Source organism: Rothia sp. HMSC066G07, from assembly GCF_001814485.1.
Taxonomy (GTDB): Bacteria; Actinomycetota; Actinomycetes; order Actinomycetales; family Micrococcaceae; genus Rothia.
Genome location: NZ_KV816926.1, coordinates 1 through 21,041, shown reverse-complemented (window position 1 = coordinate 21,041; position 21,041 = coordinate 1). Strand labels below are relative to the sequence as shown.

At 60.1% G+C, this 21,041-nt stretch carries 16 protein-coding genes; 6 read left to right on the top strand and 10 right to left on the bottom strand.

The window, feature by feature from the left end; translation table 11 throughout:
* Window positions 1-70 precede the first annotated feature (70 nt).
* Window positions 71-709, top strand: a complete 639-nt coding sequence (gene pdxT, locus HMPREF2971_RS05090) for a pyridoxal 5'-phosphate synthase glutaminase subunit PdxT (protein ID WP_070691732.1) — start codon at window positions 71-73, stop codon at window positions 707-709.
* Window positions 710-819: 110 nt separating this feature from the next.
* Here pdxT and HMPREF2971_RS05085 read toward each other — a convergent pair whose 3' ends face one another.
* Both HMPREF2971_RS05085 and HMPREF2971_RS05080 read right to left on the bottom strand, forming a co-directional pair.
* Window positions 820-1,485 carry a hypothetical protein gene (locus tag HMPREF2971_RS05085; RefSeq protein WP_049350438.1) on the bottom strand — a complete coding sequence of 222 codons (666 nt, stop codon included), beginning with the start codon at window positions 1,483-1,485 and terminating at the stop codon, window positions 820-822.
* A gap of 326 nt (window positions 1,486-1,811) precedes the next feature.
* On the bottom strand, window positions 1,812-2,381 hold the full coding sequence (locus HMPREF2971_RS05080) for a hypothetical protein (RefSeq protein ID WP_044143532.1): 570 nt from the start codon (window positions 2,379-2,381) through the stop codon (window positions 1,812-1,814).
* Between the two features lie 311 nt (window positions 2,382-2,692).
* Here HMPREF2971_RS05080 and HMPREF2971_RS05075 point away from each other — a divergent pair, with 311 nt between their 5' ends.
* Window positions 2,693-3,439: a hypothetical protein gene (locus HMPREF2971_RS05075; protein WP_070541689.1), complete on the top strand. Its 747-nt coding sequence runs from the start codon at window positions 2,693-2,695 to the stop codon at window positions 3,437-3,439.
* Window positions 3,440-3,538: 99 nt separating this feature from the next.
* On the opposite strand, the gene HMPREF2971_RS05070 is transcribed toward HMPREF2971_RS05075, so the two are convergent.
* Together HMPREF2971_RS05070 and HMPREF2971_RS05065 are read right to left on the bottom strand one after the other, a co-directional pair.
* On the bottom strand, window positions 3,539-4,846 hold the full coding sequence (locus HMPREF2971_RS05070; protein ID WP_049346505.1) for a M18 family aminopeptidase: 1,308 nt from the start codon (window positions 4,844-4,846) through the stop codon (window positions 3,539-3,541).
* A gap of 144 nt (window positions 4,847-4,990) precedes the next feature.
* Window positions 4,991-5,971 (bottom strand): CPBP family intramembrane glutamic endopeptidase, encoded by a 981-nt coding sequence (locus HMPREF2971_RS05065; RefSeq protein ID WP_012904303.1) that lies wholly within the window; start codon window positions 5,969-5,971, stop codon window positions 4,991-4,993.
* Window positions 5,972-6,213: 242 nt separating this feature from the next.
* Here HMPREF2971_RS05065 and HMPREF2971_RS05060 point away from each other — a divergent pair, with 242 nt between their 5' ends.
* On the top strand, window positions 6,214-8,397 hold the full coding sequence (locus tag HMPREF2971_RS05060) for a hypothetical protein (protein WP_070691729.1): 2,184 nt from the start codon (window positions 6,214-6,216) through the stop codon (window positions 8,395-8,397).
* 119 nt (window positions 8,398-8,516) lie between these two features.
* Here HMPREF2971_RS05060 and HMPREF2971_RS05055 read toward each other — a convergent pair whose 3' ends face one another.
* Window positions 8,517-10,058 (bottom strand): glycosyltransferase 87 family protein, encoded by a 1,542-nt coding sequence (locus HMPREF2971_RS05055; protein ID WP_070691727.1) that lies wholly within the window; start codon window positions 10,056-10,058, stop codon window positions 8,517-8,519.
* Complete coding sequence (locus HMPREF2971_RS05050) at window positions 10,055-11,443, bottom strand: glycosyltransferase 87 family protein (RefSeq protein WP_070691725.1); 1,389 nt, start codon at window positions 11,441-11,443, stop codon at window positions 10,055-10,057. The genes HMPREF2971_RS05055 and HMPREF2971_RS05050 overlap by 4 nt, the downstream gene beginning before the upstream one ends.
* A gap of 340 nt (window positions 11,444-11,783) precedes the next feature.
* Between HMPREF2971_RS05050 and HMPREF2971_RS05045 the strand changes: the two genes are divergently transcribed.
* Window positions 11,784-14,678, top strand: a complete 2,895-nt coding sequence (locus HMPREF2971_RS05045) for a multicopper oxidase domain-containing protein (protein ID WP_070691723.1) — start codon at window positions 11,784-11,786, stop codon at window positions 14,676-14,678.
* A gap of 214 nt (window positions 14,679-14,892) precedes the next feature.
* Complete coding sequence (locus tag HMPREF2971_RS09445) at window positions 14,893-15,783, top strand: lytic transglycosylase domain-containing protein (RefSeq protein ID WP_080974198.1); 891 nt, start codon at window positions 14,893-14,895, stop codon at window positions 15,781-15,783.
* Window positions 15,784-15,972: 189 nt separating this feature from the next.
* Here the strand turns inward: HMPREF2971_RS09445 and HMPREF2971_RS05035 are convergent, their stop codons facing one another.
* Both HMPREF2971_RS05035 and HMPREF2971_RS05030 read right to left on the bottom strand, forming a co-directional pair.
* On the bottom strand, window positions 15,973-17,184 hold the full coding sequence (locus tag HMPREF2971_RS05035) for a cytochrome P450 (RefSeq protein WP_005509049.1): 1,212 nt from the start codon (window positions 17,182-17,184) through the stop codon (window positions 15,973-15,975).
* A gap of 219 nt (window positions 17,185-17,403) precedes the next feature.
* Entirely contained in the window at window positions 17,404-17,697 is a 294-nt protein-coding gene (locus HMPREF2971_RS05030) for a type II toxin-antitoxin system RelE family toxin (protein WP_070505728.1), read from the bottom strand.
* 175 nt (window positions 17,698-17,872) lie between these two features.
* Between HMPREF2971_RS05030 and HMPREF2971_RS05025 the strand changes: the two genes are divergently transcribed.
* The gene (locus HMPREF2971_RS05025; protein ID WP_070691721.1) at window positions 17,873-18,154 is read left to right on the top strand and encodes a type II toxin-antitoxin system prevent-host-death family antitoxin; all 282 of its coding nucleotides are present in this window, start codon (window positions 17,873-17,875) and stop codon (window positions 18,152-18,154) included.
* Window positions 18,155-18,237: 83 nt separating this feature from the next.
* Here HMPREF2971_RS05025 and HMPREF2971_RS05020 read toward each other — a convergent pair whose 3' ends face one another.
* Together HMPREF2971_RS05020 and HMPREF2971_RS05015 are read right to left on the bottom strand one after the other, a co-directional pair.
* Window positions 18,238-19,680, bottom strand: coding sequence for a sugar porter family MFS transporter (locus HMPREF2971_RS05020; protein WP_070691718.1), 1,443 nt, complete (start codon window positions 19,678-19,680; stop codon window positions 18,238-18,240).
* Window positions 19,681-19,905: 225 nt separating this feature from the next.
* Window positions 19,906-20,907 (bottom strand): aldo/keto reductase, encoded by a 1,002-nt coding sequence (locus HMPREF2971_RS05015; RefSeq protein WP_070691716.1) that lies wholly within the window; start codon window positions 20,905-20,907, stop codon window positions 19,906-19,908.
* Window positions 20,908-21,041: the final 134 nt, after the last annotated feature.

The window sequence follows — 21,041 nt, the reverse complement described above, 5'->3', positions numbered from 1 at the left end:
TGGGGTTCGCTGAGGCGGGTCCCACCCTCCTTGTGTTTGTTGTGTTTGTTGTTTTGTGAAGGGAGCGGTGATGGTTGAGAAGGTTCAGCCTACCGGTGTTTTGCCGGGTGAGGGTTTGACGGTTGGTGTTTTGGCGTTGCAGGGCGGCGTGCGTGAGCATGCGCTGATGCTGGAGTCCCTGGGTGCGCAGGTGCGTTGGGTGCGTACCGGTGAGCAGCTTGAGGGTCTGGATGCGCTGGTTTTGCCGGGTGGTGAGTCGTCGACGATTGACCGTTTGACCCGTATTTTTGGTGTGCGTGAGCCGCTGATTGAGGCGATTTCTTCGGGTCTGCCGACTCTGGGTACCTGTGCTGGCCTGATTATGTTGTCGGAGCGTATTGATGATCCGGCGCCGGGTCAGCAGTCGCTGGGTGTTTTGGATGTTTCGGTGGGTCGTAACGCGTTTGGTTCGCAGGTTGATTCTGCGGAGGTGCGCCTGCCGTGGCTGACCCCTGCCGGTGATGAGGTGGTTATTGATACGGCGTTTATTCGTGCGCCGATTGTGACTGGCACTGGTGAGGGTGTGCAGGTGACGGCTCGTCATGAGGGGAAGATTGTGGGTGTGCGTTCGGGCAACCTGATTGGTATTTCTTTCCACCCGGAGGTTACGGGCGATACGACGGTGCATGAGGAGCTACTGGCTCTGGCACGCGAGGTGAAGGGCAAGTAGCCCCTCCCCCAAAAAATAAGCCCGGTAATGACCGTTTAAAGAGTTGTGGCGATGACCGTTGTTCGGTCACCGCCACAACTGTTTTTGCGCGGGTTTATGCGTGAGTGGACTTATGGGCGGGAGCTGCTGGGGGTTTGGGGCTGGGCCTTCCACTGCTGGTAGGCGCTTGTGGCGAGGAATCGTGCACGGTTGCCGTCGCTGAGCGTCTTGATGTCTGCGGGGGCTGCCTCGTACCACTTTTCGTAGAGACGAATAATCATCTCGGGGTAGGCGGCTTCTTCCAGGTCTGCGCGGTGGGGAATGAATTCGTTGCGGTTCTTGATGTCTCGGTACTCGCTACCGGCGAAGGGGTCGGAGAGTCCGACGCTGGGGTGGGCGTTATAGGCATCGATGTTTTGAACGTATTCGGGGAAGGTGCTCCGCCCTGCTTTGAGTGCGGCGTGGCACTTGCTGTCGATTTCACTGGGCTCAATGATGTGGGCGCCGTCTGCGAGGATGTTCCGGTACTGGATGTACGCGGGGTATTGTTCATCGGTGCGCGGGACGGGCTTGGTGGCTTCTGCTGATGCGAGAGCTTCGGCGGAGTATGAGGAGCAGCTGATGGGCGGCGTGGTGCTTGCCGTTGCTGAGGCGCTCGCCGTGGAGGGTGAGGAGGTGCTACTTGCCGCGGTGTTCGCACCGCCGCAGGCGGCAAGGAACAGGGGCAGGGTTAAGAGAGCGGCGCCGTATCGCAGTGCGTTATAGCGGGGGTTGGGGGTCCTAGAATTCAGGGCCATAATGTCACCTCATTGTGGGCTGGAACATACCGAATTGACCCTCACTATACGGGCGGTTTTGATACGTGGTCAAGAGAAAATTATGTTTATTTTTTAAAATCCAACAGCTCGAAAGAAAATCGACGGACAAGCTTGTTCAGCGTCTTGACTTGTGCAAACACGGAAGCAACCGGGCTCTTGAAGCAAATACGGCACAAAGACACCAGCATCAGATATTGTTATTTGCCCGATAATCAGCAGAAGCCAACATATCCAGAGGGGCACGGTTGGAGCGCCCTTTATGCAACCTCGAACTCCGTAAAAGCCTGCACCTCAACGGCCCAACGCTACTGCAGGAGGAAATAGATAAGTCCCCTAACGTATTCCCAGAGCAGTACCAAGATGACGCACTGCACAACAAATGCGGCTATAGCTGCGAGGGTTGGCACCCAGTAGCTACGCTTAGAACATGCAATAAAAACTGCTATAAAAATAACGCATGAGATAATATCGGGACCCCAGAGAATGAATGCCTGTAGATCATATGGCCACAATATTCCATGCATATATTCTGTAGGGACTTTACATGAACTTAAGATATTGCCTTTTAAAATTTCATAAGTCCCATACATTTTAAAAACTAAATATAGCGATGCGATCCAAAAAATTCCTATACGAAGCTTTACACCCAGCCACATACTAAAAGTCTGCCATAAGCTAGCTGATACAACTCCCACCACAAAGAAGGGTATATAGTCGAAATATGCACTTTGCCACCTATCACATGGCGATACAAATCTATAGAAATCTGCATACAGGGCAGTTGGGAAAATATAGAAAAATTGCAATACAATGAGAAATAAGATATACAAAATTATTTTCTCATTTACGGCGAACATTTTATAAGTAGAATTCATGATGCCATTTCCTTTCAGTAGCATAAAAAGCTAGTAGCGGAACACCGAACGCATAGCCTCAATATTGTTTTTCTTATCCACTAAGCCCCGAAGCCAATGCTAAGACAAGTAGGCGACCTGCAAACCCTCCGCACTCTTACCCCGTCTACCTCATGTTTAAGCAGGTCAGAACTTTAAGACTACTGGGTTGCACATCTTGCGTCTAGAGTGTTGGTTTTAAACTAAGATGGTATTTTCCATTGACCATGTATCAAATATTTGGGTATGTTTAGACGCAATATATCGTTCCATCCCTCTTGTGAGGTGGTCTCATGACCCACACCCCTGTTTTTCTTTCGCTCCGTTCCAGCGGTCTACGACGCGGTGCCGCGTTGGCGATTCTTCCCATGCTTCTTGCTTCCTGCGGCAGCTCCACCAGCACGGCATCCAGCACTCCGGCACCCTCGAATACGACCGTGGCTTCCTCCCCGTCAGCAGCAAGCTCCACCGGGTCCGCCTCCTCTTCCGCGGCGAAGAAGAGCTCCACCCCCTGTCTTGAACCTGACGAAACCGCGAAAGCTCAAACCCTCAAGCAGCAGGAAGCCATCAGCGCCGACCGCGGTACTGCGCTCCCTTCCTATGTATCTGCACGGCATGTTGTGCGCAACCAGGCGAACTTCCCCACCCGCGCCGAAGCTGAATCAGCAGGATCCGAGTGCCTGGCACTGTACGAGAAGAACAAGGCCGATCACACCTACGCTGCGGCATGGGTACGCGCTATCGATGACAATAACGTGGCAAGCGGAAAGGTAGCCTCCGGCCCGCGCACTGACATCCAGAGCGCCGACCCCTACAAGGCAAGCAACTATGTCGATATTCGAGAGGGCAAGGAGTACTTCCCGACCCGACAGGAGCTGCTCGCGGCAAACTACCCCGAGAACTACATTGTTGCTTTTGAGGCGTGGGCGCAGCAGGCACCCGCCGATGTGAAGCAGAAGAGCGACGCGAACCGTGCGGCCGCTAAGGATACTCGCTGGTCTGAGGTGGTAACCCTGCCCAGCCCCGACAACCCTGTCTAATCGAACCCCGTCTAATCTGAGTCTGTTTAAAAATAGTTGTGGCGGTGACCGTTATTCGGTCACCGCCACAACTATTTAAACTCCCAATAGGGATTCAATTTAGAGGCGGAAGAAGCCTTCCACCGCGCGCGTCATGTACGCCATATCGTCCACATGGCACATCTCGCGCATCGAATGCATCGACAGCAGACCAATGCCCACATCCACAGTACGCATACCCAGGCGAGTCGCCGTAATCGGGCCAATCGTCGAACCACACGGCATATTGTTATTCGACACGAACTCCTGATACGGAACACCAGCCTTCGCACACGCCGCAGCAAACACGCCGGCACCCACCGAATCCGTCGCATAACGCTGGTTCGCGTTAATCTTCAGCAGCGGACCACCACCGGGCAGCGGCTGCACGGTCGGATCGTGGTGACCCTGATAGTTCGGGTGCACCAGGTGACCGGCATCAGCCGACAGGCAGAACGACGCCGCCACCGAACGGCGGTACTCCTCCGTGCTCTCACCGCGCGCAGCGGACAGGCGCACCAAAATATCCTCCAGGAACGGGCCCGCCGCACCACTACGCGACTCCGAACCAAGCTCCTCATGGTCAAACGCCGCAAGCATCACAGTCTCGGTAGCGTGCTCATCCGCGTTATCGGCAACGTAACGCTCCAGGGCGGTCAAACCCGCATGCACCGAAGACAGGTTATCCAAGCGACCGGAAGCGAACAGCTCCTGATCCGCACCAAAGCGGCGCGGCGGCTGCGAATCAGCGAACAGCAGGTCGTAACCCACAATGCTTTCCGGGTCGACCGGCTCGCCGTCAATCACGTGCTTCGCCATGTAGCCGAGCACGTCGTTCTCCGCCGGGTCCACGCCCCACACGGGGTACATGTTGAACTGCTTGTCCAGCACCAGTTCGTTCCGCTTGTGGTCCAGGTGCGGCGCCAGCTGCGGGATGCGCGCAATCGGGCCGGTGCGCACCAGGCGGTCCTTCAGCTCCCCGCCCTCAAGGACGGTGAGGCGGCCCGCCACGCACAGCTCGCGATCGAGGAAGGAGTTCAGCAGTGCGCCGCCGTAGTTCTCAACAGCAATCTGGTGCCAGCCCTTCGTGGTGATGGAGGAGGAAGGCTTGACCTTCAGAGAGGGCGAGTCAGTGTGCGCACCCAGCACGCGGTAACCGCTTGCCTTCTGCGCCTTCGCGCCGCCAGCCCAGGCGATAATCGCGCCGTCACGGACGACGAAGTGGCGGCCGGTTGCGATCTGCGGGTCCCATGCTTCGGTCTCTACAAGCTCGGTGAAGCCCGCTGCTTGCAGGCGGCGCGCTACCGTGCGCGCGGCGAGGTAAGAGACCGGCGACTCCGCCACGAATGCGGCGAGGTCTTCAATATTTTTTACAGCATCAACAGTCATGGTTTAACCCTACCTTTTCTTGGGTGTTGACGGGGTGACCGGGGCCGATAATCCACGCGGCGTGAAGTATGAGCCCTGGTGAGGCTCGAATGGAGCGGGGTGGGCGGGCTGGGGTAGCTGGTCTAGAACAACCCGCCAAATAGCCTATTTATCAACCTTAAGCGGTTGTGTTTCACGTGAAACCTCGCCGCGGCGAGCGCGCGCGTTGAAGATCAGGCAGGCGAGCACCACGTACACGCCTTCCAGGGCGATGCCCTGCAGTGCATCCACGGGGGTCACACCCTCGGAGGCGAACGGATCCAGACCAGCCACCATGGACAGCAGCATCAGGATCACGTTATTTGCCACGTGCAGGCTGATGGAGGCTTCCAGGCCGCCGGTGTACCAGCAGAGGAAACCGGCGTAAATACCCATCGCGAGAATCGTGCTCTGACCCCAGGGGTCGTAGGCGTGGGAGAGCATGAACAGCACGGCGGGCAGCACAATCGGTAGCCAGGGGGTGCGGAGCCAGCGGCCCAGCATCTGCATCATGAAGCCGCGGTAGGCGAGCTCTTCGGCGTAGCACTGCACGGGTACCAGGAGCAGCATCATCGCCACATAAACCCAAAATTCAACCTGTGGAGGTTGAAAATAGCGGTATTCGGGCAGGCTCTCACCGCTCAACGCCAGCATCACGGCGTAGTAGATGCCGTAAACCGCGAAGCTCAAACCCAGGTACGGAAGCAGCAGTGAGCGGCGCAGACGGCCCGCCACCGAATGGATCAGACCCCAGGGCTTCGGGCCCACGACCAGGCGCGCCAAAAAGAGCGAAGGCACAATCGCGATAAGGGAGAGGAAGGTCAGCGCGAACAGCGCCGGGTGTTCCATAATGACGGCGCGGTTCGTAGCTACATCCTGGAGGGAAAGTCCCGAACCCATAATCGTCGCAGCCAGGGCAACTGAAATGATCAGGTTGAGGCCAATAAATACGGCGACACCGAGCAGACCTTCCAGCAGGGGTGAGAACCAGCGGGATTTCGGGTCGGCGTGGGAGAGACGGTGGTAGGCAAGACCTGCAACAGGCGCAGGAGCAGCGGGGGTTCCGGCGGCTACCTGCGGGGGTGCGGGAGGCGGTGTAGTGTTCATTCTTTAATCCTAGCCTCCGCGGGGTCGATGGTGACCGGGCATACGGAAACCTTCAAGTGCCGATTGATACGGAATGTTCCAAAACCATTGAAAAAGCCGTGAATAAGGCTAAAAACCTACCATTCACGGGGTTCATTTTCTGAACCTATGCCATAATTTGTAGCGATAATACGCTCATATACATAGTCGCTGATGACCGCTCTTCCGGGGTGTTTTTTCAGCACCAGAAAGGCTGCTTTCTTATGGCACTCGTCTTCAATCCGCCGCCCAACTGGCCCGCTCCTCCTGCTGGATGGGCCCCCACTCCTACGTGGCGCCCCGACCCCGCGTGGGGTCCCGTTCCTGAAGGTTGGCAGCTGTGGGTCGAAGAGCCCGAGCCCGAACCCATTCAGGTTGAAGAGGCTACTATTGAGCCGCTGGTTCCCGAGCAGTCCGCTGCTGAGGCGGCTCCCGCTGAGCCCGTAGTCGCTGAGCAGGTTGCTTCCGAGCAGTCTGCTGAGGCGCACGTTGTTGAGGCACCCGCGGCTGAGTCCGCTGTTGAGGCTGAGCAGCCCGCCGAGGTTGCGGCACCGCTGACCGTTGAGGACGTTGACCTGGAGCAGCTCGCCGCTGAGCTCGAAGGTGAGCAGGTCGTCGAGGTTCCGGAGGCGGCAGCACCCCAGGCTGAGGCATCCCACGTTGAGGCACAGCAGGTAGAGGCGCCCCACGTTGAGGCGTCCCAGGCTGAGTCCGCTGAGGAGTCCTCCGAGCCCAAGCCGATGCGTCACCTGACTCAGGTTCCGCTGACCGGCACCGCTCTGCCCGAGCAGGTTCTCGCATCCCAGTCTTCCGCAGTTGAAGAGCCCGCTGTTGAGGCTCCGGTTGCTGAGGCTCCCGTAGCTGAGCAGGTTGCTTCCGAGCAGCCCGTTGAGGCGCACGTTGTTGAGGCTCCGGTTGCTGAGCCGGCACTGTCCGAGCCTGCTGTTTCCGAGCCCGCCGCTTCTGAGCCGGTCGTTTCCGAACCTGTTGCAGAGCCCGTTGTTGTTGAGCCGGTCGCCGAGGTTGCCCCCGAGGCACCCGCTGCCGCGGAACCGGCAGTTGAGCCGGTTGCTGAGGCTCCCGCGGCTGAGGCACCCGCTGCTGAGGCGCCCCACACTATTGAGAGCTCCCCGCTCGTTGAGTTCCACACCCCCGAAACCGAGCGCACCGTCAACCTGTCCGAGCGTACCGTGAACCTCTCGGAACAGCCCGGCCAGAACGTACAGCCCGGCCAGAACGTGCAGGGTGACCAGAACGCACAGTTCATCCCGGCGGGTCAGGCACCGAACGGCTTCCAGCCGAACCAGGCTGAGGGCTTCCAGGGCCAGAACTTCCAGAGTGGCAACTACCAGGACCAGGGTTTCCAGGGTCAGAACGCTCAGGGCGGCCAGTTCCAGGGCAACCCCTACCAGGGTCAGCCGTACAACGCTCAGCAGCCCTACCAGGGTCAGGTTTCCGATCAGGACCAGGCAACCGTGGCGCTCAGCAACCCCTACATGACCGAGCCCGGCAACCAGGGCAACGGCGAGGACGGCTCCGAGAAGAAGGGTCTGCTCTCCGGCACCAAGATTTGGGGTGTTATCGGTGGTGCGCTGGCTCTGCTGATTGTCATCATCCTGGCAATTGTCATGCTGATTCCGCGTGGCGGCTCGAACCCCGCCTCCAATTCTGCGGCGGCATCGAGCGCGGCGGCTACTTCCGCTGAGGCGTCCTCCGCGGCAGCATCGTCTGAGGCTTCTTCCGCTCCCGCATCTGAGAGCGCGGCGGCAGCTTCCGCTTCTTCCGCAGCGCCCATCGCTGCTGCTGAAGCGAAGATGCCCGAGGGTGAGTTCAAGGAATACAAGAAGACCGTCGCCGACAACAAGGACACCATCGACATTGAGAAGATCAAGGGCGATGTGTCCGCAGGCCTGCTCTACTACGAGTTCAAGCCCGCAGACGGTGTGGTCAACGCCTTCATCACCAGCCGTGACGATAAGGGCGGCATCACCTCGGGTGTGAGCGTTATCGACTCCACCCGCGACGGCAAGGAGCTCAAGGGCACCGCGTGGATTGACGCGAGCGGCCACTCCACCCCCACCCGCAAGCTGGAGCTGACCGGTAAGGGCGAATGGACCATCCGCGTCTACGATGCAGACTCCGCACCCCACTACAAGAAGGGTGAGAAGTTCCAGAGCACCATGAACTTCTACGCTTTCACCTACGAAGGCACCGAGGCAACCATGGAGTTCCAGACCAGCGGCCCGACCACCCGCGGCTTCACCGTTCTGAACGCAACCAAGAACGACCCGTTCTTCTCCTCGACCATCCCGACCGTGAAGAGCAGCATGCAGTGGGTTCAGAGCAACAAGAGCTACATGCAGGTTCGTACCGACTCCAACATTACTTGGAGCATCGGCACTAACTAACAGCGTGACTGACTAGGTCAGCAGGCTGGGTATAAAAATATCCCCCGCATCCGTGATGGGTGCGGGGGATACTTTTATGCCCGGTGAAAGCTGTGCACCTGCTGGAGGCGCCCGCCGCTTTAGCGGGAGTACCTCGCCTCCGCCAGCTCGGCGCCCGCGGCGCGTGCCGCATTTTCCACCAGCTGACGATTCGCCAGGTACACAAAGAACGTCACCAGAATAAACAGGTACATCAGCTGGTACGGCATGGTGCCCGCCATCAGGCCCAGGGAGCCTTCGGGCACCATCAGAATCTGATCCGAGCTGAAGTGCGGGGAGAACGCCAGCACAATCCAGAACGGCGAAATGTACATGCCCACCAGCGCCGCGGTCGCCAAAACAACAGCCAGTGTGAAAACAAAGGAGCTGACCCGCTGGTACATGAGCGGGAAGATCTCCATAACCACGGCGGCGAGCATCAGCGGGTACCAGGTGTTGTGGTGCGACCAGCTAATCGGCGAAATCTGTAGCATCATGAACGCGGTCAGCGCCAGCTGCGCCATGAGTGCGCGGGCACGAATCAGCGGAACCAACAGAACCGCCGTGACCAGCACAATCAGCAGAGTCAACGCCACCTGCACCACCGACAGGGCGGTAGCCGTCAGGTGATGCTGCAGGCCCGCGTGGGTCAGCGTACCCATAATCGACACGTTATCGAAGTAGCTGAACCAGCCCACACGCGAAGTGTCATGCACCGCATGGAACCAGAACGTCAGCGACTCCTCACGGATCACCAGGAAGCCGATACCCACGGTCGCGGCGAAGCTAGCACCCAGGGTCGCGATGCCCTTCCAGTCCTTACGCATGAGCAGCAGCAGACCGAACGCGAGCGGGGTCAGCTTAATACCCGCCGCAATACCCAGCAGCACACCGCGCGGAACGCGGGTTGCCGGGCGCATAAAATCGGCGAGAATCAGCATCAGAATGATGGCGTTAATCTGCCCAAAATGCGTGGTCAAACGCCACGGGCCGCACATCCAAATCAGCGCCGCAATCAGCGACACCATACCCCAATGACCCAGGTGCTTCTGCAACGGCAGACGCCACGAGCGGCTACGCGCGTAGGAGTACAACAGGTACGCGCACCAGTAGCAGAGCGCGCAAATAATGGCGGTAATCAGCAGCATGCTCTGCGGCTCGGTGAGGAACGCGAGCGGGTAGAAGAGCAACGCCGCAAACGGTGGGTAGGTGAACGGCAGGCCGCGCGTGCGGAAGGTGTACAGCTGGTAGCCGTCCGGGCCGTCCGCCAGGGAGACAGCGCCCAGGCGGTACACGTAAATATCGTCAGCCGCCGCGTGCGTCACGTAGTCGAAGGCGTAGAGGGCAACCAGGATGAACAGCAGGTGCGCCCAGAGAGCGCCGCTACGCATGCCGGGGATGCGGTCAAAGAAGCTGCGACGCGCAGGCTTGGCAAGCTCCTTGGCGGTTTCTTCGGCGACTTCTTCCTTTGCCGCTTTTTCCGCGGTGGCTGCAGAGGATGCGGCAGGCTCCGCGCTTTCTACAGCGCTTTCAACAGCCGGTTCCGCAACCGGTGCAGGTTCAGCCGTAGAGCCAGCCGAAGCCCACGGGATTATAGGCGCAGCCGCCTCGGCGTTCTTCTCACGATTCTTCTCGCGGCTCACGCGGTTGCCTCACGGGAAGCGGCGGCGCGCACAGACTCGGCGCTCTCGGTCACCAGGGCGCGAGCGCCCCACCAGCCCAGAGGCGCATCGCTACGCACGGAACCGTACTGCACGGGCTCAACCTTCGCGCCACGCACCGGCGCGCTCAGGGCGGCAACCGACCAGAGCGTCATCGTCACCCACAGGCAGAACGCGGGAATAGCCGAAACCGCCAACGCGCCCGGAGCCAGCTGTTCCAAACCATCAGCGCTACCGTGGAACCAGGACGCAATCCTAATCGGCGAAATATACAGGCCCAACACCGCAACCACCGCGAACACGGTCGCTGTCACCCGCAGCCACGCAGGCTGAACCGCAAAATAGGTGGGGAACGCATCCATGATGAACACGAACGCCAGCAGGGGCAGCAGCACGTTGTGGTGCGACCAGCTAATCGGCGACAGCGCCACCATTAGGGAGGCGGTCACCGCCACCTGCGCCAGCGCGGCACCGCGGCGTTCCAGCTGGTACAGCAACGCGGCGGTCAGCACAATCGTGACCAGCGCCAGGACGTAGTAGACGGGCTTCGCGGCGCTCTCAGAGAGACCGAAGTGCAGCAGCCAGCCCTGAATCGAGACGTTATCCACAAAGTTCAGGCCGCCCACACGCGAGGGGTTCGTCAGCGCGGAGAACCAGAATTCCGGCGCGTCCTTGGGCATCAGAATGAAGCCCAGCGCAATGGTGCCGAAGAACGTCGCACCCAGGGTCGCGATGCCCTTCCAGTCGCGGCGGACCAGCAGAATCAGACCAAACACGAGCGGGGTCAGCTTCACGCCGCCCGCAATACCAATCAGCACGCCGCGCGGCACGCGGGTCGCCGGGCGGACAAAATCGGCAAGAATCAGCGCCGTAATGAACGGGTTAATCTGAATCAGGTCCAGGGTGCGCTGCCACGGGCCCGCCGAAACCACCAGAATAGTCAGCACCGCAATCGTGCCGGCACGACCAAAGTACTGCTGCAGGGGCAGTTCACGGCCGCGCGCATTTACGTAGTTGTAAATGATCGTGGAAATCCACCACGCCACCACAGCCGAACCGACCACCATAATGACCTTGCCGACCTCCAGAGGCAGGAACGCGAACGGCAAGAACAGCATCGCCGCAAACGGCGGGTATGTGAACGGCGGCTTAATCTCGCCGTGATCGTTCAGGGTCGGGGAGTACAGGTCCTGGGTGAAGCCCTCGTTATCGAAAATGGTCATCGCGCCCAGGCGGTAGATGGAGAAATCCATACCGGCGAAGGGGTTAGTGAGCAATTTGACGACGTATCCACCGCCAATGATGAGGATGAGTGCCGCAATAGCAATTTTTCCCCACACGGGGGTAGTGGAATCAGTCCTTGTCACGAGGTGCTTGTCCTTACCTTGGTGCCGGCGGATGCGCGCTTAGGGTGGGCGGGCATCTGATTTTGGAATCCTAATAGTTTATCGCGCGCACCTGTGAAGGGTGCATCGGGGAGAAGAATCCCAGGAGCAGATTCGCTCGGGCAGATTCATAGGGGCAGATTCGCTCGGGTGCGCAGCAGAACTATCACGCTACAAGCCGCCTTCATATGCACGTAATGTCTTCAAAATTGGTACTAACCGGGCAATATAATGGGCTTATTGGCACCCGCCCCAACGCAGGGGCTGACGGTGCCCCGCACACCGACGTCCACGAACAACCAGCAATGAAAGCAGTGATTACGTGAGTGAACATCTCGGCACCCCACCCGAAGGCGAGAACACGAGCGGCAAGCCCGCAAGCGTCTCCGGAGGCGGCTCCTCCGGCCTGAGCATTGGCATGCGTCCCGCTGAGGCGCCCGGCGCGAACCTCACCCCCGAAGAGATTGCACGCCGTGCATCCGGTCGCGGTACGTGGCATCGTCGCGCCTCCAAGCCGGTCTCGCACTGGATGTTTACCCTTATCGCCGTGCTTCTGCTGCACAGGTTTATCCCGAATAGCGGCTGGCTGATGGTGCACATCGTCACCCTCGGCCTGATTACGAACTCGATTCTGATTTGGTCGCAGCACTTCACCGAAGCGCTCATGAAAATCAAGATTCCTGACGAGCACCGCGGAACCCAGGTGCGCCGCATCTTCATTCTGAACGCCGGTATTCTCGTGCTCATGATCGGCATGGTCGGTCAGCTGAGCGTGCCCGGCCTCTACGCCGCCACGGTGGTGGGCGCCCTCATTGTCGGTTCGATGGTCGCCTGGCACGGCATCTACCTGCTGAAGCAGGTGCGTCAGGCTCTGCCGTCGCGATTCGGTGTGACCATTCGCTTCTACATTGTTGCGGCACTCATGCTGCCCCTCGGTGCGGCATTTGGTGGCATGATTGCCTACCCGAACCTGTCCGGCACCCTGCATTCGCAGTTCCTGCTCGCGCACGAGGCGGTGAACGTACTCGGCTTCGTCGGTATTACCGCGGTGGGTACGCTGGTGACGTTCTGGCCGACCATGCTGCGCACGAAGATGGTCGATAAGGCGCTCACCCACAGCCTGCGCGCCCTGTACCTGATGTGCGGCGGCCTGGTGTTGACCCTTGTCGGCGCAATTTTTGGGATGCGTCCGCTCGCTGCCGCGGGTCTGGTCGTCTACCTGCTCGGCCTGCTGATTGTCGCCTGGGTGATGGTGCGTACCCTGCAAACCAAGCGCCCGAACGAGTACCCGCCGATGAGCGTCGGTATGGGCTTCCTCTGGCTGATTGTTGGTGTAGCGGCGACCGCCTACATGGTGGCAACCACCCCCTTCGCGCAGCTGGACATGCGCGCCGTGACCCCCATCTTCGTGGTTGGTTTCCTGCTGCAGCTGTTGCTCGGCGCAATGAGCTACTTGCTGCCTCAGCGTATGGGCGGCGGCCCGGCGGTGGTGCGCGCCTCCAACAAGGAGTTCAGCCGTTTCGCGGCGGCACGCGTAACCGCCGTGAACCTGGCGCTGCTCATCTTCATGATGCCCAGCTCCATGGTGGGCCAGTCCATTAAGATTGCCGTCGCTATCGTGGGTGCGTTGGCGCTCATGGCGTTCATTCCGCTCATGGTGCGCGGCGTGAAGGCGTCCGTGAACACCCGCAAGGAAATGATGGCGGCACGCGCCCGCGGCGAAAAGCCCGTCTTCACCCCGGAGGCGCTCACCCCGGAGCCCGTCCCGCACGCCAAGCAGAGCTTCCAGGCGGCGTTGGCGGTTGCCATGGCGTTCCTGCTGGGCTTCGCCGTGAACCCGTCCGCGTTGAACCTGCCGTCGTTCTCCTCGGCGGGCTCTGTGGCTGCGACCGGTCAGACCACCACCGTGCAGGTGAAGGCGACCAGCAACTACCGCTTCACCCCCGCCGAGGTAGAGGTCCCCGCAGGTAACCGCCTGGTCGTCGAGGTTACCAACGACGACGAGGGCATGACCCACGACCTGACCTTCGACAACGGCGCAACCACCGGCACCATCAACCCCGGCGAAACGAAAACCGTTGACGCCGGCGTCATTACCGCCGACCAGGAAGGCTACTGCTCCGTGGCGGGTCACCGCTCCCTGGGCATGGTGTTCAAGGTGAAGGCGACCGGCGCCTCCGCAAACCAGGTGGCGCAGGGCGACCACAACCACGGTTCTACAGGCACCCACAACCACGCCGCGTCGGGTAGCACCCCGACCCTCATGACCGTTGCGAACAGCAGGATTGACATGTCCGCAGCGCCCGGCAGCGGCTACAAGTACCGCGACCCGAACATCCCGGCACCGAACACCGCCACGCAGGTGAACGGCAAGACCGTCCGCAAGGTCACCCTGGAAGTTGAGGAAGTCGACCGCGAGGTGGCGCCCGGCGTGACCGTTCACATGTGGACGTTCAACGGGCAGAACATGGCACCGATTCTGCGCGGCAAGGTCGGCGACATTTTTGAAATTACACTCATCAATAACGGCACGATGGGCCACTCGCTGGACTTCCACGCGGGCATGGTCTCCCCCGATAACACGATGAAAACCATCGCCCCCGGTGAGCGTCTCGTCTACCGTTTTGAGGCGAAGGGTGCCGGTATCTGGCTGTACCACTGCGGTACCGCCCCGCTGAGCCTGCACATGACTCAGGGCATGTACGGCGCGGTCATCATTGACCCGGCGGACCTTGACCCGGTCGATCACGAGTACGTGATGGTTCAGGGCGAGGCGTACCTGCACGACACCGGCAAGACCGCCTCCGACGGTAACAAGCTGGCGGAGAACTCGCCGGAGCTGATTGCGGCGGGCACCCCCACGCTGACCATGTTCAACGGCCACGCAACCCAGTACAAGGCGAAGCCGCTGCAGGTGAAGAAGGGCGAGCGTATCCGTGTTTGGGTAATGGCTGCGGGCCCGAACCACGGCACGAGCTTCCACGTGGTCGGTTCGCAGTTCGACACGGTCTACAAGGAGGGCGGCTACCTGATGCGCCGCGGCGCAGATGCGTTCGGTAGCCGTGACGGCCACAGCCAGGCACTCGATTTGGCGCCCGCTCAGGGCGGCTTCGTGGAGATGCAGTTCCTAGAGTCTGGCACGTACACGTTCGTGAATCACTCCTTCTCGGAGATGGAGCGCGGTGCCGCCGGCAAGATCGTGGTGACGAACCGTTAGGGACTCCTGAAGCTCCCCATCATGGATTGACCCCGCCTGGTGCTCCCTGTCAAAGGTGTACCGGGTGGGGTCATCCTTCACGTGCACGGAGTCTGTACCTGCACTTGATGTTGACTCCGGTAAAGACGCGCCAAGAACTCTCTGACTATGGTTTTCACCTCAACGGAGGGGAGTTTTTTCACCATAAACGGCGATGGTGCGCTAGTCTATAGGAATGGCAGATAGCACTTCGGGCGCCCCTTCCGAGCGTAACGCTACGAGCGCCTCCAACCACATTTCCGTTCCGGCGGATCAACAAATTTCTCCTCGGCAGCGTAAAGCTTTCCCGCTTCGCTTTCTCGCCGGGGTTCTTGCGCATTGGCAGATTATTGCCTCTGCGGTCCTTCTGGGTGGCGGTGTTGCCGGCTTGGCAGCCACCTACGACGATTACTGCGGCATGACGGAGCTATCGTATGCTCCGGCGGCTCTCCGCTCCGATTTTGAGGAGGGCTCTAAGGTGTCGGGTTTCCGTCCCGGCGTGCTGGCGGCGCAGATTGAGACCGAGAGCCACTGGCGTGTGGGCGTTGTGTCCCACCAGGGCGCTAAGGGTATTGCACAGTTCACTGATGATGCGTGGAGCGGCGGCCACTACAGCTTCGGCAATGGCGGTAATGTTCTGAACCCGCACGATGCGATTGCGGCACAGGCACGCTACTTGGCTGAGTTGCGTACTCGTTTGGCGAAGTACGCCTCCAATGAGGATGAGCTACAGGATGTGGTTCTCGCCGGTTATAACGCGGGTCCGGGTTCTGTGGAGAAGTACGGCGGTGTTCCCCCGTATGAGGAGACTCAGAATTATGTGAAGTCGATTCGCGAGCTGGCGAATTCGAAGTATAAGCTGACCTGCTCTCCCGAGTACCAGTTCAAGCAGGCGAAGTTGAGCTTCGTTAATGGTGTGACTCCGGCGATGGCTGGTGTTCATGCGGATGGTACGGCTCTGTCCCCGGAGGAGTCGGCATCAGCTGCGGCGGAGGCTTCTGCTTCTGCGAGTGCTTCGACTCGTGCGTCTGCGAGCGGTTCTGCGGGTTCTTCGGTGAAGCCTTCGGCAACGAGTTCCGGCCGCTAGATTCAGCTTTATTGAGTATTCCACTAGGCTATATAGCCGTCTGGGAATATTCCGCTTTATCTATAGTGAGCGGCTGATACCGGCCGCCACTACCCTACTATTCACTCTTATATTTACTCTTAACAGCGTGAGGTGCCGACCCCTATTCTCGGGGTTCGGCGCCTCGCACTTTTTAGAGCTGGAGCGTGCCTAGTTGAAGATGGCGCGCACGACCGAGTAGCCGGAGACCGGGTACACGGCGTTTACGGTTGCGGGCTTCTCGCTCTCGTCCGCGATCTCGATGGACTCGGTGCCGCGCAGCAGCTCCTCGAGCAGGATGCGCAGTTCCAGGCGTGCCAGGGGCGCGCCGGGGCAGACGTGGATACCGTCGCCGTACACGAGGTTGCGGGACTGGTCACGGTGCGGGTTGTAAGTGAGGGCGTCTTCGAAGGCGTCCTCGTCGCGGTTTGCGCTTGCCCAGTTGATGGTCACGCGGGAGCCGGCGGGCAGGGTGCGGCCGCCGAGTTCGGTGTCCTGAGTAGTGATGCGGCGGTTGGTGACGAGGGTGTCTTCGAGTCGCATGATTTCTTCGACGGCGAGGGCGATTTCGCTGCGGTCGTCGAGTGCGTTGCCGTCGGCGAGGGATGCGCGCAGGCGGTCCTGCTCGGCGCGGTTGCGTGCCAGGAAGTTGACGAATACGCCCACGGTTGCGGAGACGGTGGACAGCTCGCCCACGGTCCAGTTGCGGATGAGGCTGACGATTTCTTCGTCGGTCATGGTGCGGGGTTCTTCGCCGGGCAGCTGTACGGTGTCGGTGAGCAGTTCGGCGGTGACGTCCTTGGGGTTGCCGGCGGCAGCGTCCTCGCGGCGTTCGTCGAGCAGCTGACGGATGTAGCCGTCAAATTCGAGGGCGACCTTAGCGATTTCTTCGCGGTCGCGGCGCAGGGTGGCGACGCGGTTCTTCTCGATCCACTCGGTGAGGGGCTGTTCGAGGCATGCGGGCCAGCCCATGAAGGCGTTCTGCACGCGCATTGCGTATGCCTGACCGAAGCCCTGCATGACGTCTACCTCTTCGCCGCGGGGCAGTTCTGCGATGAGGGTCTTCACGGCGTCGCGGATGACGGGTGCGAACTTTTCGAGGCGTTCGGGGGTGAAGTACTTGTCGTTGACGGCGCGGAAGGTGGTGTGTTCGGGGGCGTCCATGCCGTTGGGGACGGCGATGTGGCGGGTGGAGACGACGTTGGAGTAGATTTCGGGGTGGTCAAGTACGTGCTGTACGTCGGCGTTTTTGAAGACGGAGTAGCCCATGAATTCGTCGTGGGCGACGGGGCAGCGGCGGCGCATTGCGTCGTAGGCGGCTACCTGGTCTTTCTGTACTTCTTCGCTTCGGAGGTCCCAGTCGTTGTGTACGTTCTCAGTCATTGTTCACCCGTGTTCGTTATAGAGTTGTGGCGTGCTGGATGCGGGCGTCCGGGCGATGCGTATGTGCAGGGTCGGGCGTGCATTTCAGCACGTGAATCCATTAGTTGTTCTTTGACCGTATCACTTATGGGTTGGTGGCGCAGGGTAGGGGTTCCTTGCTTCTCATTCAACGAACAGTGCGGTCGCGGCAGCACTACAACCCATCACGCCGCGTTCACTCTACAGGCCGCGATAGACTTCTCGCCGATGACCAACTCGGAAGACCTCAACAACAACCGCACCGTTATCAATGGTGTACAGAATGCGGTAATTCCCTACTCGTGCCCTGTACCCTTCTTCGCCCTGTAGCTTCTTGACTCCCGTCATATATGGGTCATCACCAAGGGACCGGAGGCAGGCGATAATTTTCTCGAAGACTGCCCGGTCTTCTCGTTGGATTTTCTTCAGTTCTTTCGCTGCTTTGCGCGTCAATTCGACCCGGTACGCGGGGTTTGAGAGATGGTTTGCAGTCATCTGCATCCTTCAGGCAGAGCTTTAAATCTTAACCTCAACCTTAGCAGAAAAAGTGTACACTTTTTACATACTTTACATTGTAGTACTATATAAACTATATAAGTAGCCCCCTGGATGGAATCTGCACAAGAACTATCCTCGGAGCTAACGGACAAACCCCAGAAAGGAACCAGTCATGACTGTCACCACTCACCGGACTCGTTCCAATGTCACGACTCTTAAAGAACTCCGCGACAACCTCGGAACCAAAGTCAATGAAGCCGTGTTCTCCGGCGAACGTCCCCTCATCAGCCGCAATGGTAAGACTGTTGCCGCGCTCATCTCCTACGAAGATTTGAAGCTGCTGGAAGAGTACGAAGAGCTCCTCGACATTGAGGCTCTTCGCAAGGCACGCACCGAAGATGACGGCTACCGCATCGGGCTCGACGAGTTCCTCGCAGAGAACCCAGCTGACTAGTCATTCAACGCATATTGCAAGGCGGGCGGCACCTCCACCGGGGAGGGGCCGCCCGCCTCATTCTTGCCTAAAAACCGCCGAATCTAGCGTTTGTGTGCGGAAGGGTAGATGCTGCCGTCCATCACGCCGCGCTCCACCTGTTCCAGGCTCACGCCGCGAGTCTCCGGCAGGTTGCGGAACATCAGCAGCGCAATGACCACATTCACCACGGCAAAGCCGATGAAGGAGCCAGTCAGACCGACCGCACCCAGAATCACGGGGAACGCCAGCGACAGCACACCATTCATCATCCAGCCGCTAAACGCCGAAATGCCCATACCCGCCGCACGCACACGCAGCGGGAACAGCTCACTCATAATCACCCACGTGGACACGTTCAGGCAGGTCTGCATCGCGCCCACAAAGCAGACGATGAGCACCAGCAGAATCCAGGGGCGCGCCGCATTATCGGCGGGTAGCAGCATGGATGCGCCCGCAATCAGCACGTGGAAAAACGCGGTCGAACTATAGCCGGTAATGACTATGACGCGGCGCGGCACACGCTCCATCAGACGCAGCGACAGGATGGAGCCGAGCACCGCAATCGTACCCGGCGCAATGTTCGCGATGAGCGCCGCGGATTCGCTGAAACCGGCTTCCTTGAGCACCTTAATGCCGTAGTACATGATCGAGTTAATGCCGGTCAGCTGCTGGCCCGCACCAACCAGAATACCGACGAGCAGGATGCGTACAAACCAGCCGCGCACACCCATGCTTTCCTTACCCGCCGCATTGTTCTGGGTGGTCGCCTCCACCTGCAGGGTGCGTTCAATGTCGGCGATTTCAGCTTCGGCACGTTCGGCGGAGCGGATGCGCTTCATAACCTCAAGAGCCTGTTCACGCTTGCCGACGCGCAGCAGCCAGCGCGGCGACTCGGGCACTCGCAGCATACCGATGAACAGGCCGATGGCGGGCAGGGTGCAGATGGCGAACATCCAGCGCCACACGCCGTCGTGTTCGCCCCATACGTTGCCGATGAGGGCGTTCACGATGAACGCGGCAAGCTGACCGCCCACGACCATGAGCTCGTTGCGGCCGGAGAGGGAGCCTCGAATTTCGTAGGGTGCGAGCTCTGCGAGGAATACGGGCACTACGGCGGAGGCGCCGCCGACCGCCAGGCCGAGCAGGGTGCGTCCGGTGATGAGTACGGCGACATTGGGTGCAAACACGCAGGTCAGGGCACCAATGAAGAAGATGGTGGAGAGCCCAATGATGGTGGTTCGGCGGCCGAACCGGTCAGAGATGCGGCCGCATCCGAGTGCGCCGATAGCGGCGGCGAAGGCGAGCGATCCGGTGACCCAGCCTTGGGCGGTGGAGTCCATGCCGAGTTCGCGGCTCATGGGTTCGAGCGCGCCGTTGATCACTCCGGTGTCGTAGCCGAAGAGCAGACCGCCGAAGGTGGCGATGAGTGCAATAATGCCGAGGTATCGACTGTGCTTCCCGGTGCCCAGAGGGGGCAGGGTGGAGGCGGTGCTCTGTGCGCTCATGGTGTCCTTTGATGTGCCGGTGGCGGGTGGTCCTGCCGGAGCTGGTTCCAGGCGGCAGGGGTGGGTACATAGGTAAGGTGAGGTGCGTCAGGTTAGACGCACCTCACCTAATCCTAGCGAAAACGTTCGGCGGGTGATATTTATTTCTCACCACGGACATTTTTCAGCGTATATTACGGCCAACATATGCGACCGCATGAGTGCCCCTTTAAGAAGGAGCACCGTTTAGAACAGCGCGATCTTCTCGGGTGCCGGGAAGATGGCGTCCAGGGCGGCGAGGTCCTCGGCGTCGAAGCGCAGGCATGCCGCCTGTGCGTTGGCACGCACCTGTTCGGCGCTGGTTGCACCGGCAATGACGGAGGTGACCGGCGACTGCTGTGCGAGCCAGGAGAACGCCGCCTGCACCTCGGTGATGCCGCGTTCGGTGCAGAAGCTGTGGAAGGCTTCGAGCTGGTCCCAGTTGGCGGCGTCGAGCACGTTCTTCTTGGAGTGGGACAGGCGCGAACCGGCGGGAATGTTGTCGCGGCGGTACTTGCCGGTCAGCAGGCCGTTAGCGAGCGGGAAGTACGGCAGTACACCCATGCCGAAGTGCTGTGCGGCGGGCAGGATTTCGAGTTCTGCGCGGCGGTCGAGCAGGTTGTAGTGGTTTTCTGCGACGATGAACCGTTCGGTGCCGAGTTCGTGGGCGCAGTGTTCGGCGTGGGCGAGCTGCCAGCCGGAGAAGTTGGAGTGGCCCAGGTAGCGGACCTTACCGTCGCGTACGAGCTGGTCGAGGGCGCTGAGGGTTTCTTCGATGGGGGTGTTGGGGTCGGGGCTGTGGTAGAAGTACAGGTCAATGTAGTCGGTGCCGAGGCGGCGGAGGGACCCTTCGACGGCGCGCATGATGTAGCGGCGGGATCCGCGAGCGTTGCGGTCGTTGCCGTTGAGGTCGCCGACGGGCAGACCGAATTTGGTGACGATGGTCAGTTCGTCGCGATCGAGGCCGAGCTGAGTGAGGGCGGTGCCGAACATGGTTTCTGAGAGGCCGGGTTCGGCGCCGTAGAGGTCGGCGATGTCGAAGAAGCTGATGCCGGCGTCGACTGCGGCGGCGATGACTTCGTTGGTGCCTTCTTGGGTGCGGGTGGGGGTGCCGGGGCGGCCGAGGTTGTTGCAGCCGATGCCGACGCTGGGTACGACGAGGCCGGAGTTGCCGAGCCTGCGGTAGACGGGAGATTCAATACGTTCCATGCTTTTAACTCTACGTTGTGTGGGTATGTTGCGTGGTTATTTCCCCTCCAGTTGGGAGGCGAAGAGCTTCCTGAAGCGTGATGTAGGGTCGGTCGTTAGGTCTTGGTAGGTTCCTTGCTCCACCACACACCCAC

What these genes read in the sequence shown, in the direction of transcription:
- pdxT (WP_070691732.1), top strand. Translation starts at nt 71, where the DNA reads ATGGTTGAGAAGGTTCAGCCTACCGGTGTTTTGCCGGGTGAGGGTTTG.
- HMPREF2971_RS05085 (WP_049350438.1), bottom strand. Translation starts at nt 1,485, where the DNA reads ATGGCCCTGAATTCTAGGACCCCCAACCCCCGCTATAACGCACTGCGA.
- HMPREF2971_RS05080 (WP_044143532.1), bottom strand. Translation starts at nt 2,381, where the DNA reads ATGAATTCTACTTATAAAATGTTCGCCGTAAATGAGAAAATAATTTTG.
- HMPREF2971_RS05075 (WP_070541689.1), top strand. Translation starts at nt 2,693, where the DNA reads ATGACCCACACCCCTGTTTTTCTTTCGCTCCGTTCCAGCGGTCTACGA.
- HMPREF2971_RS05070 (WP_049346505.1), bottom strand. Translation starts at nt 4,846, where the DNA reads ATGACTGTTGATGCTGTAAAAAATATTGAAGACCTCGCCGCATTCGTG.
- HMPREF2971_RS05065 (WP_012904303.1), bottom strand. Translation starts at nt 5,971, where the DNA reads ATGAACACTACACCGCCTCCCGCACCCCCGCAGGTAGCCGCCGGAACC.
- HMPREF2971_RS05060 (WP_070691729.1), top strand. Translation starts at nt 6,214, where the DNA reads ATGGCACTCGTCTTCAATCCGCCGCCCAACTGGCCCGCTCCTCCTGCT.
- HMPREF2971_RS09445 (WP_080974198.1), top strand. Translation starts at nt 14,893, where the DNA reads ATGGCAGATAGCACTTCGGGCGCCCCTTCCGAGCGTAACGCTACGAGC.
- HMPREF2971_RS05035 (WP_005509049.1), bottom strand. Translation starts at nt 17,184, where the DNA reads ATGACTGAGAACGTACACAACGACTGGGACCTCCGAAGCGAAGAAGTA.
- HMPREF2971_RS05030 (WP_070505728.1), bottom strand. Translation starts at nt 17,697, where the DNA reads ATGACTGCAAACCATCTCTCAAACCCCGCGTACCGGGTCGAATTGACG.
- HMPREF2971_RS05025 (WP_070691721.1), top strand. Translation starts at nt 17,873, where the DNA reads ATGACTGTCACCACTCACCGGACTCGTTCCAATGTCACGACTCTTAAA.
- HMPREF2971_RS05020 (WP_070691718.1), bottom strand. Translation starts at nt 19,680, where the DNA reads ATGAGCGCACAGAGCACCGCCTCCACCCTGCCCCCTCTGGGCACCGGG.
- HMPREF2971_RS05015 (WP_070691716.1), bottom strand. Translation starts at nt 20,907, where the DNA reads ATGGAACGTATTGAATCTCCCGTCTACCGCAGGCTCGGCAACTCCGGC.